At 67.8% G+C, this 13402-nt stretch carries 12 protein-coding genes; 10 read left to right on the top strand and 2 right to left on the bottom strand.

The features are described from left to right. Position 1: 1 nt before the first annotated feature. The 4 genes from flhA to GGR48_RS00325 all read left to right on the top strand — a co-directional run bounded on the left by flhA (position 2) and on the right by GGR48_RS00325 (position 4533). Positions 2–2068, top strand: a complete 2067-nt coding sequence (gene flhA, locus GGR48_RS00340; protein WP_183949728.1) for a flagellar biosynthesis protein FlhA — start codon at positions 2–4, stop codon at positions 2066–2068. Continuing rightward, positions 2065–2877 carry a sigma-70 family RNA polymerase sigma factor gene (locus GGR48_RS00335; RefSeq protein WP_183949727.1) on the top strand — a complete coding sequence of 271 codons (813 nt, stop codon included), beginning with the start codon at positions 2065–2067 and terminating at the stop codon, positions 2875–2877. Before flhA ends, GGR48_RS00335 begins: the two co-directional genes overlap by 4 nt. Before the next feature lie 76 nt (positions 2878–2953). Next, positions 2954–3691, top strand: coding sequence for a HipA family kinase (locus tag GGR48_RS00330; protein WP_183949725.1), 738 nt, complete (start codon positions 2954–2956; stop codon positions 3689–3691). Next, positions 3688–4533, top strand: coding sequence for a DUF3037 domain-containing protein (locus GGR48_RS00325; RefSeq protein WP_183949723.1), 846 nt, complete (start codon positions 3688–3690; stop codon positions 4531–4533). The genes GGR48_RS00330 and GGR48_RS00325 overlap by 4 nt, the downstream gene beginning before the upstream one ends. Before the next feature lie 140 nt (positions 4534–4673). On the opposite strand, the gene GGR48_RS00320 is transcribed toward GGR48_RS00325, so the two are convergent. Together GGR48_RS00320 and GGR48_RS00315 are read right to left on the bottom strand one after the other, a co-directional pair. Further along, positions 4674–5519 (bottom strand): flagellin N-terminal helical domain-containing protein, encoded by an 846-nt coding sequence (locus GGR48_RS00320; RefSeq protein WP_183949721.1) that lies wholly within the window; start codon positions 5517–5519, stop codon positions 4674–4676. A 213-nt stretch (positions 5520–5732) separates the two neighbouring features. Continuing rightward, positions 5733–6587, bottom strand: a complete 855-nt coding sequence (locus tag GGR48_RS00315; RefSeq protein ID WP_183949720.1) for a flagellin N-terminal helical domain-containing protein — start codon at positions 6585–6587, stop codon at positions 5733–5735. Between the two features lie 284 nt (positions 6588–6871). On the opposite strand from GGR48_RS00315, the gene GGR48_RS00310 reads away from it, so the two are divergent. Genes GGR48_RS00310 through GGR48_RS00285 form a run of 6 tightly spaced genes read left to right on the top strand, consistent with a single transcriptional unit; the run spans position 6872 to position 13392 of the window. Then, positions 6872–8155, top strand: a complete 1284-nt coding sequence (locus tag GGR48_RS00310) for a sigma-54 interaction domain-containing protein (RefSeq protein WP_183949718.1) — start codon at positions 6872–6874, stop codon at positions 8153–8155. Continuing rightward, complete coding sequence (gene fliE / locus GGR48_RS00305) at positions 8152–8526, top strand: flagellar hook-basal body complex protein FliE (protein ID WP_183949716.1); 375 nt, start codon at positions 8152–8154, stop codon at positions 8524–8526. The genes GGR48_RS00310 and fliE overlap by 4 nt, the downstream gene beginning before the upstream one ends. A 1-nt stretch (position 8527) precedes the next feature. Then, positions 8528–10258: a flagellar basal-body MS-ring/collar protein FliF gene (fliF, locus tag GGR48_RS00300; RefSeq protein ID WP_183949714.1), complete on the top strand. Its 1731-nt coding sequence runs from the start codon at positions 8528–8530 to the stop codon at positions 10256–10258. Further along, positions 10255–11274, top strand: coding sequence for a flagellar motor switch protein FliG (gene fliG, locus GGR48_RS00295; RefSeq protein WP_183949712.1), 1020 nt, complete (start codon positions 10255–10257; stop codon positions 11272–11274). The genes fliF and fliG overlap by 4 nt, the downstream gene beginning before the upstream one ends. Continuing rightward, positions 11267–12061, top strand: a complete 795-nt coding sequence (locus GGR48_RS00290) for a FliH/SctL family protein (RefSeq protein WP_183949710.1) — start codon at positions 11267–11269, stop codon at positions 12059–12061. Before fliG ends, GGR48_RS00290 begins: the two co-directional genes overlap by 8 nt. Next, positions 12055–13392: a FliI/YscN family ATPase gene (locus GGR48_RS00285; RefSeq protein WP_183949709.1), complete on the top strand. Its 1338-nt coding sequence runs from the start codon at positions 12055–12057 to the stop codon at positions 13390–13392. Before GGR48_RS00290 ends, GGR48_RS00285 begins: the two co-directional genes overlap by 7 nt. The last annotated feature ends 10 nt before the right edge of the window (positions 13393–13402 follow it).

Genomic DNA, 13402 nt, shown 5'->3' with positions numbered 1-13402 from the left:
GATGGGCAAGCTTTTCGCCAATGGCCGCACCATGGCCCTGCCCGCCGCGATCCTGCTGCTGGTGCTCGTCATGGTCGTGCCGATCCCGCCGGCGCTGCTCGACATCTTCTTCGTCGCCAACATCGCGATCAGCCTGGCCGTGCTGATGGTCGCGCTGAACGCCGAAAAGCCGCTCGACTTCTCGGCCTTCCCGACCGTGCTCCTGTTCGCGACCCTGTTCCGCCTGGGCCTCAACGTCGCCTCGACCCGCATCGTGCTGGTCCATGGCCATGAGGGCGAAAGTGCTGCGGGTCACGTCATCGAGGCGTTCGGCACCTTCCTGATCGGCGGCGACTATGTCGTGGGTCTCTTCGTCTTCGCGATCCTGATGATCATCAACCTGATCGTCGTGACCAAAGGCGCCGGCCGCGTGTCCGAAGTCTCCGCGCGCTTCACCCTGGACGCGCTGCCCGGCAAGCAGATGGCGATCGACGCCGATCTGAACGCCGGCCTGATCACCCCGGACCAGGCCAAGGCGCGCCGCGTCGAGGTTTCGACCGAAGCCGATTTCTACGGCTCGATGGACGGTTCGTCCAAGTTCGTGAAGGGCGACGCGGTCGCCGCCATGCTGATCCTGGCGGCCAACATCATCGGCGGCCTCATCCTGGGTCCGGTCAGCCATGGCATGGGCGTGGCCGACGCCGCCAAGACCTATATCCTGCTCGCCATCGGTGACGCGCTGGTCGCGCAGCTGCCCAGCCTGATGCTGTCGATCGCCGCCGCCGCCATCGTGACGCGCGTGTCGTCGGACAAGGATCTGGCGGGCCAGATCGGCTCACAGTTCGGTGCGTCCAAGACCTGGATTCCGGTCGCGGTGATCCTGGGCCTGCTGGGCGTCCTGCCCGGCATGCCGCACCTGATCCTGCTGCCCGCCGCCGCGATCGCCGGGTTCACCGCGCACAAGCTGCGCCAGATCGAGAAGCGCCCGGTCCCCGTCCCCCCGGCCCCCGCCGCCGAGCCGACCGATCCCTCGCGCATCGGCTGGGACGAGGTGATCGACGGGATGCAGGTCCATATCGACATCGGCTACGGCCTGGTGCCGCTGGTCGACGAGCGTCGCGGTGCCCCGCTGATGGCGCGCATCACCGGCGTCCGCCGCCAGCTGTCCAAGGAACTGGGCTTCGTCGTACCGCAGGCGCGGGTGCGCGACGACATCAATCTCGGGCCGTTCAACTACCGGATCATCATCAACGGCGTCGTCGCCGCGGAGGATCAGGTGTCGCCCGACGAGATGCTGGCGCTCGACACCGGCCAGGCGTTCGGCGCGCTGAACGGCAAGTCCGTCAAGGACCCGACCTTCGGCCTGCCCGCCACCTGGATCCTGAAGGGTGACGCGGATGCCGCCACCGGCATGGGCTATCTGGTCGTCGATCCGGGCACCGTCATGGCGACGCACCTGAACCACATCCTGTCCTCGAACAGCGCCGAGCTGCTCGGCCCCGACGAGGTCCAGTCGCTGCTCGACGGGCTGAAGGAGCGCGCCGCGCAACTCGCCGCCTCGCTCAGCCCCAATCCTTTGCCGCTCACCACCCTGACCCAGGTTCTCAAGGGCCTTCTTTCGGAGAATATCACCTTGAAGGAGTTCCGCCGCATCGCCAGCGCGATCGCCGTGGCGGCCCAGAAGACGCTCGACGCCGAAGAGATCGTCGAGCTGATCCGGCCGCAGCTGGGCGCGCTCATCATCCAGAAGCTGTGTGGCATGCGCGAGCCGCTGCGCGTCATGACGCTGGACGGTCAGCTCGAAGGGCTGCTCGCCCAGGCGATGCGCGCCGACACCGGCCGCCGCCATGTGATCGAGCCCGATCTGGGCCGCCGCATCACCGAGGCGCTGACCCATGCCGCGCAGCCGCTGCTCGCCGAGGCCAAGCCCTTCGCGCTGGTCGTCCAGCCGGGCGTACGGATCGCGATGCGCAAGCTGCTGCGCACCTGCCTGCCCGACACGCCGGTCCTGTCCTTCTTCGAGGTGCCCGAGGAGAAGGCGGTCGAGGTCGTCGCCGTGATCGGCGCACCGCAGGCGCTGGCGGCATGAGCGCGCACCCCTTGAGCGGCGCGTTCCTGAACGCCCAGGCGATCAACCCGGTCAATTTCGACCCGGCGCTCGCCAACCCCACGGTCGCCGACCAGCCGATCACCTATCGCCCGGCACCGCGCCGGCGGGGCGGGATCGAGGCGGATGCGATCATCCGCCAGCACCTGCCGCTGGTCCGCCGGATCGCGTGGCATGTGCATGGATCGATGTCGAGCCTGATCGAGGTCGAGGATCTGGTCCAGGTCGGCCTGGTCGCGCTGGTCGAGGCCGCCGCCTCGTTCGAGGAGCGCGGGGTCGAGTTCGGCCATTATCTGAAGGCGCGTCTGCGCGGCGCGATGATCGACGAGCTGCGCCGCCAGGCGACGACGACGCGCGGCGCGATGCGCCGCCGCCGCCAGTATCACGAGGCGGTGACCGCGCTGTCGCAGGTCGCGGGCCAGGTCCCGACCGACGAGGCGGTCGCCGAGAAGCTGGGCGTCACGACCGAAAAGCTGCGCACCGACTATAAGACGGCCGAGGCCGTGCGGATGGAGCCGATCGACGACGTCTATGCCGACGACCTCCCCTGGTTCGCCGACGACACTCCCGACGCCTTCGAGCAGCTCGCCGAAAGCGACCTGCGCGACGCGCTGATCGCCGCGATCACCGCGCTGCCCGAGCGCGAGGCGATGGTGATCCAGCTCTATTATGTCGAGGAACTCAATCTGGAGGAAATCGGCCAGGTGCTCGGCGTCGGCGCCGCGCGCGTCTGCCAGATCAAGAGCACGGCGCATGCCCGGTTGAAGAAGGCGCTGGCCAGCCAGCGTTGAGGTCGCGCAAGGCCCGGCATGCCGGGCCGATCTTAACCATGGCCGCCTTCTCCGCCAGCTGATAGGCTGCGGCGCGATGACAGTGCGGCTGGACATTCTCGATATCGTGGAGATCGTCCAGCCGATCGCCAGCGGCATGACCCAGCCCTTCCTGTGCCATCTCGATGATGGCCAGCTCTACGCGGTCAAGGGCCGCCAGGCGTTGCGCCAGGGGTTGATCGCCGAGGTGGTCGCCGGCTTTTTGGGCCGGGAACTGGGACTGCCCATACCCCCCTTCGTCATCGGGCGCATGCCGACGTCGCTGGTCCGGCATCATGGCGACCCGGATGTGGCGCATGCGATCGGGGATGGCCCGGTGTTCGCCTCGGCATGGCAGGAACCGATACAGCCGGTCACGCCGGTCATTCTGGCGCAGCAAAATGCCGCTTTGTCATGCTGGCTCTATGTCTTCGACCACTGGATCGCGAATGGTGACCGGACGCTGACGGAACATGGCGGCAATCCCAATCTTTTCGTGCGTCTGGAAGACGGCGCGCTGATCGTCATCGATCACAATCTGGCGTTCGCAGCATCCTACGATCCCGCCCGGGAATTGCCGTTGCATGCCGGGCGTCCCGCCTGGGATAGAATGCGGCGGCGCGATCCGCTGCGCGATGCGATGATGGCCGGCATGACGAACGCGGCAAGGCTGCTGCCCCACATATTCCACGCCCTCCCCGAGGAATGGCTGGATGGGCAGGCTGATTTCCTCGACACTATCGCCACGCGCTTGCGCCGCCACGACGACCCCCGATTCTGGGCAGAACTCGCATGAAGACGCTCTATCGATACGCCATCATCCGCTTTCGGCCCTTCGCCGAGACCGAGGAGTTCGCCAATATCGGCGTGATCGCGCTCGATCTGACCCACCGCCTGATCGACTATCGCATCGCGCCCAAGCGGTTCGCACGGGTCCGTCACTTCTTCGATGACAAGGGTTATGCCGCCTATGCCGGCGCGATCGACCTGCTGCGGCTGGAGCTGGGCCGGGTCAGCGAGTTCCTGCCGAGCTTTGGCGAATGGGATGCCGAGGCGACCTTCCGGGACATTATCGCCCGACGCGAATCGAGCATCCGGTTCAGCGAACCGCGAATCGCCCAGGCGGACCTGAACCTGACCGCCTTCGTCGAGGGATTATATGCCCGCTTCGTCCGCCGCGATTTCTCGACCGACACGCCCGAGGTCGAGCTGACCCGCGACATTCGGCATGCGCTGCGGCGGCGGCATCTGGACTTCTTCAAGTCGGTCAAGATCGACGACGAACTCATGTCGATCTCCTTTCCGCTGGCGCATCGGGGAGATCGGCTGCGCGCGATCCGGCCGCTCGCCTTCACGCAGAAGAGCCCGATGGCGATGGTCGACTATGCCGCGCACTGGCGCAAGCGACTGGACTATCTGCTCGATCGGCAGCGTATCACCCCGCATGACATATTGATCGCCACCCAGGGACCGACATCGGATGCGGAGCCGGCCGCGCATCACGCCTATCAATTGGCGAGCGAGGAATTGCGGGCATTGCCGTTCACCGTGGTGCCGGGCGAAGTGGCGGGCGACGTGAATGACGCGATCATCGCCTTTGCCCAGGCCTCGATCGGCCGGACGCCGCTCGGCACCTGACGCGATTCAAACGCGAGTAAACCCCGGCGGCATGACTGCCGCCGGGGTTTGTCCTGCGAACCGGCCTGCGAGAGACTCGTGGCCGGTCGGCCCCGTCACCCGAGTGGGGGCGCGGTGCCGGGGCGCTCAGGAACCGGGAATTAGCCGCCCAGCAGCTTGAGCACACCCTGCTGCGACTGGTTGGCCTGGCTCAACATCGCGGTCGAGGCCTGGCTGAGAATCTGCGCCTTGGCGAGCGCGGTGGTTTCCGCCGAGAAATCGGTGTCCTCGATCCGGCTTCGCGCGTCGGTCAGGTTGGTGACGTTCGAGGTCAGGTTGTTGACCGCCGACTGGAGCCGGTTCTGCGTGGCGCCGAGGCCGGCGCGGATATTGGCGACCCGGCCGATGGCGGCGTCGAACTTCTCCAGCGTCGCGGCGGTCGCGATGCTGCTGGGGCCGGTGGCCGGATCGACCACGGCGATGGCGCTGTTGATGTCGGCATCGGTCGTCAGATTGCTGAAGGTCATGGTGATGGCGTCGCTGGTGTTCGCGCCCGCCTGAATGGCGACGACACCGGCCGTTCCCGCCGAACCGTCGAGCAGCTTCTGGCCGTTGAACTGGGTGTTGAACAGGATGTTCGACACCTGCGACGCCAGCGCGTTCTGCTCGGACGTGATGTTCGCCTTGTCGTTCGACGAATAGATGCCGTTGGCCTTCTGCACCGCCAGTTCGCGCATACGCTGGAGCATGTTGCTCACTTCGTCGAGCGCGCCTTCGGCGGTCTGCGCCATCGAGATGCCGTCGTTGGAATTGCGGATCGCCTGGTTCATGCCGCGGACCTGCGAGGTCATCGAGGCGGCAATGGCGAGGCCGGCGGCGTCGTCCTTCGCGGAATTGATTCGCTTGCCGGTGGACAGGCGCTGCATCGACACGTTCAGCGCTTCCGTCGCGGCGCCGTTGGCGCTCGATGCGCGTAACGCCGAAATATTACTGGCGATAACCGTCATGGTCGTTCTCCAAAGCCGGAGCTCTCCGCCGCCCCCAAGGCGAAGGTCGAGCTGCCAAGACGGGTAACGACCGCGTTCGGCAGGGCTTTAGAGAAAAGAGTCGAATGGGCGCATTTTTTCGGGCGGAGCCCCCCGGCACCCTCTTAAAGAGCACCGGGGGGTCCACCTTCCGCGACCGAGGGGAAAACCGCGGTCGGCATTCGCCCAGGGCGATTAGCCGAGGAGCTTCAGCACGCCCTGCTGCGACTGGTTGGCCTGGCTCAGCATCGCGGTCGACGCCTGGCTCAGGATCTGCGCCTTAGCGAGCGCGGTCGTTTCTTCCGAGAAGTCGGTGTCTGCGATGCGGCTCTTCGCTTCGGCGAGGTTGGTCATGTTCGAGGTCGCCGAGTTGACCGCCGACTGGAGACGGTTCTGGGTCGCACCCAGGCCCGCACGGATCGACGAGACGTCGGCGATCGCGTCGTCATAGTTGGCCAGCGTGTCCGACTTCAGCGCGGTATCCGTGCCCGTCGGCGCAAAATTGACGACCGCCTGAAGCTTCGAACCAGCGGGAGACGCACCGGAGGTGTCGTAGGTCGCCGTCATGTCACGCAGGCCGATATTGACCGTATCGTTGGTCGTCGCACCGGTCTGGATCGTGACGGTCGAGGCAGCGTTGAACAGCTGCTTGCCGTTGAACTGCGTGTTCTTCACGACGGCGCTGATCTGCGAGGCCAGCGAGGTCTGCTCGTTGGTGATGTTCGCCTTGTCGGCCGACGAATAGGTGCCGTTCGACGACTGGACCTTCAGCTCACGCATACGCTGCAGCATGTTGGTGACTTCGTTCAGCGCGCCTTCGGCCGTCTGCGCCAGCGAGATACCGTCATTCGCGTTGCGGATGCCCTGCGCCATGCCCTTGATCTGCGCGGTCATCGAGTCGCTGATGGCCAGACCGGCGGCATCGTCCTTTGCCGAGTTGATGCGGTTGCCGGTCGACAGGCGCTGCATCGAGGTGCTGAGCGCGTTCTGCGCCGAGGTCGACGCGGCGGTGGCACGCAAAGCGCTGATATTGCTGGCAATAACGGTCATGTCTTGTCTCCAAATCTGCTCGGCGATCCGTCTGTGTCCCCTCTGGACCACCGAGCCGCCGAGTGGAGTAACGGCCGCATTCCGGCAGGTTTTAGCCGGCCTCTGCAAATTTTTGCCGGTCGCCTTGCCGGTATTGCCGGAACGGTCGCGCGCGCGGCGGCGCGTTGCCCGCACACATACGGGCGCGCGTCGCGCCCGGAAAAAACTTGCCGGCAAGCTGCCAGGATTAACCGCGGCTTTACCAAGGAGACGGCATTAGCGAGTCACGAAAGGACTGAAGCCCGATGCCGTCGATTCACCCCTCCGCTGCGCTGGTTAAGCAGAAATACGCGCTGATCTCCGCGCTGCGTGCGCAGGGGCTGGCGATTGCCGAACCCGGTGCCGCATTCCTGCCGGGCGACACCGCCCTGGTGACCGAGGGCGACGTGATCGCGCATCCGGCACGCACCGTCATCGTCAATGACGGCCCGGTTCCGTCGCTGACCCCGGCACAGGGCGGCCGCCCCGCGACCGTGACCTATCCGGCCAGCGAAGCCGGCGTCGGCAACAGCTTCGTCCGCGCGCTCGTCGCCGGGCCGGAGATGCCGACCGCCGCCGATCCGGAGAGCCTCGCGCTCTTCACGCTGGCCGAGCGGGTGGCACAGGCCGACATCACCGTCCTGATCAACGGCCCGACCGGCACCGGCAAGGAAGTGGTGGCGCGCGCCATCCACGCCCAGTCGCCGCGCGCGGCCAAGCCTTTCGTCGCGATCAACTGCGCCGCCCTGCCGGAATCGATGCTCGAAGCGCTGCTCTTCGGTCACCAGAAGGGCGCGTTCACCGGCGCGGCGCAGGCGGGCGAAGGCTTCTTCCGCGCGGCCGATGGCGGCACGCTGCTCCTCGACGAGATCGCCGAGATGCCGCTCCAGCTCCAGGCCAAGCTGCTCCGCGTCCTCCAGGAGCGCGAGGTGATCCCGCTCGGCGCGTCGATGCCGCAGTCGGTTGATGTCCGCGTCATCGCCTGCGCCAACCGCGACCTGCAGGCGGAAGTCGCCGCCGGCCGGTTCCGCGCCGACTTGTACTACCGCCTGTCGGTCTTCCCGCTGACCACCAAGTCGCTGAACGAGCGGCGCATGGACATTCCGGCGCTCGCCGCCACGATGATCCTGCGCCACGCCGCCAGCCGCGCCGTCATGCCCTGGCCCAGCGTCGCGGCGATCGAGAAGCTGGCGATGCACAACTGGCCCGGCAATGTCCGCGAGCTGGAGAATGTGATCCAGCGCGCGCTCCTGTTTGCCGGCGGTGCGACGATCGAGCCCGAGCATATCGTGTTCGACCGCCCGATGGTCGCCAACGACACCGACGAGACCCCGCTGACCGTGACGACCGCGGAAGCCACGCTGGGCAAGGTCGTGCAGATGAGCGAGTTCGCCGCGATCCGCGAGATGCTGGCCGCATGCGGCGGCAACCGGATCGAGACCGCCAAGCGCCTCGGCATCTCGGAGCGCACGCTGCGCTACCGCCTCGCCAAGGCGCGCGAGCAGGGCGAGGAGATCATCCGCCCCTCTAGCCGGGCCATGATGGCATGAGCGTCGGCGGTGTCGGCGGCGCGATGAGCGTCGACCGGGTGATGGCACTTCGTGCCCAGATCCTGGAACGCAATCAGGCGCTCAAGGCGGCAAGCCAGGCCGGTGCCAACCAGGCGGCACAGGCCGCCCAGTCCCAGCCGGTCGCACCCCCGACCAGCTTTGCCGATACGCTCGAGTCCGCGCTGAAGGGCGTGAACGAGGGCCAGCAACAGGCCGCCCGCCTGTCCGAATCCTACGAACGCGGCGAGACCGTCGACATCGCCAAGGTGATGATGGCCCGCCAGCAGGCCTCGGTCGGGTTCGAGGCGACGCTGCAAGTCCGCAACAAACTCCTGTCCGCCTATAAGGACATCATGAGCATGCCGGTGTAAGATGAGCACAGCCCTCACCCCCGCATCCAACACGCCGCCGGCCCTGCCGCCGTTGCCGGAAAAGTTCGCCAACCCGCTGCGCCAGATCAAGTCGGTGATGGCGCAGCCCGCCGTGCGCCGCTCGGCACCGATGGCGATGCTGATCGGCCTGATCGCCGCCGCCGCGCTCGCCTGGATGGCTTTGTCGAGCCCGCCGCAAAAGACGCTGTTCGAGAATCTCTCGGACGCGGACAAGCAGGCGGTGACGACCGCGCTGTCGGCCGCGAACATCAAGAGCAAGATCAACGACGGCACCGGCGCGCTGACCGTGAACGAGGAGGATTACTCCAAGGCGCGGATGCTGCTCGCCGGCCAGGGGCTCCCGAAACAGGCGCCCGGCGGCTATGCGATCCTCGACCAGTTGCCGATGGGCGTCAGCCGCGCGGTCGAGGGCGAACGCCTTCGCCAGGCGCGCGAGAGCGAACTGGCGCGTTCGATCGAGGAGATCGACGCGGTGGCCGAGGCGCGCGTGCACCTGGCCACGCCCGAAGCGTCGCCCTTCATCCGCGACAAGTCCTCGCCGTCTGCCTCGGTGGTGCTGAAGCTCAATGCCGGGCGCTCGCTGTCGGAATCGCAGGTTCAGTCGATCATCAATCTCGTCGCCTCGTCGGTGCCCGGCATGAAGCCCGAGGACGTCACCGTCGTCGACCAGATGGGCGGCCTGTTGTCCAAGAAGGGCGCCGAGGGCGCGAGCGGCGATGATCGTCGCATCGATTTCCAGCGCCGCCTGGAAGAGAAATACCGCACCCAGCTGATCCAGCTGCTGACCCCGCTGGTCGGCGCGGGCAACTTCACCGCCGAGGTGCAGGCGGACGTCAATCTCGACGAGACCAGCGCGACCAGCGAACGCTATGACAAGGACGGTGCGCTGCGCGCCGAAACCGGCAACTGGACCGGCAACCAGAAGGACCCGACCACGCCGGGCGGCATTCCGGGCGCGCTGTCCAACACGCCGCCGCCCGCCAGCACGCTGCAGCAGCCGCAGGCCGCCAATGGCGCGAACGGCGCGCCGCCGGCCGATGGCAAGCCGGTCGCAGGGGGCCCGGGGGTCAATCCCGAAAAGCAGTCCGATGCCTTCCAGCGCGCGTATGACCTGAACAAGCAGATCTCGGTCACCCGCGCCGCGCCGGGCTCGATCAAGCGGCTGACCGTCGCCGTCCTGCTGCGCGACCCCGCCACGGGCAAGCGCAGCCAGATGGAGATCAACCAGATTTCCGACCTGGTGAAGTCGGCGGTCGGTTTCGACCAGCAGCGCAACGACAATGTCACCGTCATCAGCCGCAAGTTCGCCGACGCGGGTGTCGAGGACAGCCGCGCGTGGTACGACAATAGCTGGCTGCCGATCGTGGCACGCAACGCCACCGCCGTCCTGATCGCGCTCCTCGTCCTGCTGCTGGGCGTCCGTCCGCTGGTCAAGGCGATGACGAAGAAGAAGGACGAGGCCGAGACCAAGGCGCTGCCCATGGGTGCCGCCGATGGTGCGGGAGCCGACGGGGCCGCCCCGCGCGTCGCCGCCGATGGCCAGCCGGTCCCTGAACAGATCGCGGTCCAGCCCGCCGTCACGCTCGACGAGATCGAGGAGACGAACAATTTCGACGACCGCATCGTCAAGGTGCGCGGCTTCACCCGCGACAATCCGGCGCGCGCCGCGCTGGCCATCCGTGACATGATCCGCTCGGAGGCGCAGTCGTGACCGTCACCGCATCCGAAGGGGGCCGCGTCTATTCGGGGGTTGAGCGCGCCGCCGTGCTGATGATGCTGGTCGGCGAGGAGGAAGCCTCGGCCATCCTCCAGAAGCTGGAGCCGGACGAGGTCCGCGAACTGGGCAAGGCGATGTATTCGATCGCCGATGTCAGCGAGCAGGATGTCGGCTTCGTGCTCGACGATTTCGTCGGCTGTGCCCGCGCCCGCGCCTCGATCGCGTTCCAGCCCAAGCCGATGGTCGAAAGCCTGATGAACCGCGCGCTCGGTCCCGAACGCGCCGGCAGCGTGCTGTCGCGCATCGTGCCGCCCAAGGCGCAGTGCGAGATCGAGATGCTCGGCTGGCTCGACCCGACCGACATCGCTAAGATCGTCGAGAAGGAGCATCCGCAGATCGGCGCGGTCCTGATCGCCAATTGCGATCCCGTGGTCGCCGGCAAGGTCCTGGAGCTGCTGCCCGACGTCATGCAGCCCGACATCCTCCACCGCGTCGCGCGGCTGGGTCCGGTGACGCCGCAGGCGATCGAGACGCTGAACGCGGTGCTGACCCGCTGGAGCGAGGGCGGCAGCAGCGGCCAGGGTCTGGCGCTGGGCGGTTCGCGCGAGGCGGCCAAGATCCTGTCGAGCGCGCGCAAGGCGACCGAACAGCGGGTCATGCCCAAGCTGTTCAAGATCGACCGCGACGTCGCCAAGCAGATCGAGGAGGCGCTGTTCATCTTCGAGAACCTGCTCGACATGGACGACAAGAATCTGGGGACGCTCATCCGCAACGTCGATGGCGAGATCCTCACCCGTGCGCTCAAGGGCGCGGACGAGGCGGCGCGCGAGCGCTTCCTGGGCTGCATGTCGGCGCGTGCGGCGGCTGGTATCCGCGACGAGATCGAGTCGCGCGGGCCGATGAAGCTGTCCGAGGTGCTGGAGGCGCAGAAGGCGATGATCACCGTCGCGCGCAACCTGGCCAAGGAAGGCACGATCATGATGGGCGGAGGCGAGGACGATTATGTCTGATTTCGTCGCCGGCTTTTCCGCCCGCAACGACGCGGCGGCCGCGCTGCAACGCGCGTTCATGCCGCCGGGCGGCTTTTCCCCGTCGGGCGTGCCGGGCCTGGGCCTGGGCGGCGATGTCGGCCCCGTCTCGTTCCGCGCCCGCGGACCGATGGGTGCTGGCCCCTCGGCCACCGACGCGCCGTCGAACGGCCAGCCGCGCCATTTCCATCCCGCCAATCGCGACCAGGACCCGACCGAGGGCTGGGACCCGTTCGGCGCGTGCCAGGACTCGCCCGCCGAGGCGATGCACGACCCGATCGGCGCCGCCCATGCCGCCGGCCATGCGGAGGGCTATGCCGAGGGGCTGGCGGTCGCGGCACAGCAATTCCAGGCCCGTGCCGAGGCCGAGGCACGCGACGGCCAGCTGATCGACTCGATCGCGCAGGCGATGTCCTCGCGTCTCGATCGCCAGGCGATGGCCGAACAGCTGCGCCAGACCGTGCTCGCGCTCGTCGGCAAGCTGGTCGGTGAGATCGGCGTCGACGGCGCCCGGCTGGCCGGCCGGATCGAGGCGGCGATCGACCTGATGGCCGATGCGCAGGAAGCCGCCCTGCTGCGCGTCCACCCGGACGATGTCGCGCTGCTCGAAGGCCGCCTGCCGCAGAGCATCTTCCCCGTCGGCGACGCCGCGCTGGAGCGGGGCAGCTTCGTCCTCGAAAGCGCCTCGACCATCGTCGAGGACGGCCCGACCATGTGGCTGGACCAGCTGGCCGCCGCGATCGACAAGGTTCCCGTTCCGCAATGCTGAACCGTTTCACCGCCGATTATCTGGACACGCTGGCCCAGGCGGATTTCGCCCCGCGCGCCAGCGTCGCCGGGCGGCTCGCCTCCTATGACGGGTTGCTGATGGAGGCGGTCGGCCTCTCGCTGCCGGTCGGCACCGTCTGCGCGATCGGCGACAAGGCGGAGGAGCGCGTCGAGGCCGAGGTGATCGGGTTCCGCAACGGCCGCACGCTGATGATGAATCTGGGCGGCCCCGCCCCCCTGCTCCCGCGCGCCCCGGTGCGCCCGCTCGGCCCTCCGGGCGAGGCGGAAGTCGGTGCGGCGATGCTCGGCCGCGTGGTCGACGGGTCGGGCAAGCCGATCGACGGTCTCGGCCCCATTCGCGGTGCAGGCCGCTGGCCGCTGGCGGGCAAGATGCAGTCGCCGCTGGACCGTGGCCGCGTGCGCGAGCCGCTCGACGTCGGCGTCCGCGCGATCAACGGCCTGCTGACCATCGGCCAGGGCCAGCGCGTCGGCATTATGGCGGGCTCGGGCGTCGGCAAGTCGGTGCTGCTGGGCATGATGGTTCGCGCCGCCAAGGCCGATGTCATCGTCATCGGCCTGATCGGCGAGCGCAGCCGCGAGGTCGCCGACTTTCTGGAGACCAAGGTCGCCGGCGAGGCGCGCGCGCGCTCGGTCGTGGTCGCGGTGCCGGCCAACCACTCACCGGTGTTGCGTATTCGCGGCGCGCTGCGCGCCACCGCCATTGCCGAGGCGTTCCGCGCCGAGGGCAAGAAGGTGCTGCTGATCATGGATTCGCTGACCCGCGTCGCGCATGCGGGCCGCGAGATCGGGCTGGCGCTGGGCGAGCCCGCCTCGGCGCGCGGCTATCCGCCGTCCGCCATCGCGATGCTGCCCAACCTGATCGAACGCGCGGGCGCCGATGCGCACGGCACCGGATCGATCACCGCCATCTACACCGTGCTGGCGGACGGCGACGACGGCAACGACCCGGTCGTCGACTCGGCGCGCTCGATCCTGGACGGGCATATCGTGCTCAACCGCCACCTCGCCGAGCGCGGCGTCTATCCGGCGATCGACATCGGTCCCTCGGTCAGCCGCGTGATGACCGACATCGTCGGCCGCCCGCATGCCCAGGCGGCGCGCACGCTGCGCCGGCATCTGGCGACCTATGAGGAAAATCGCGATCTGGTGCTGATGGGCGCCTATCGCTCGGGCGCCGATCCCGCGATCGACGCCGCCATCGCCTGCCATCCGGCGGTGATGGAATATATCCGGCAGGATGCCGACGAGGTCGTACCGCTCGACCATGCGGTCGAGGAGCTGGTCGGCGTCTTCGGCCAGCCCGCCGGCTGATAGCGTTTCA

It is taken from the genome of Sphingomonas pseudosanguinis, from assembly GCF_014196255.1.
GTDB classification, from domain to species: domain Bacteria; phylum Pseudomonadota; class Alphaproteobacteria; order Sphingomonadales; family Sphingomonadaceae; genus Sphingomonas; species Sphingomonas pseudosanguinis.
The sequence above is the reverse complement of the archived record's forward strand: the minus strand, read 5'-3'. Positions and strand labels throughout refer to the sequence as shown.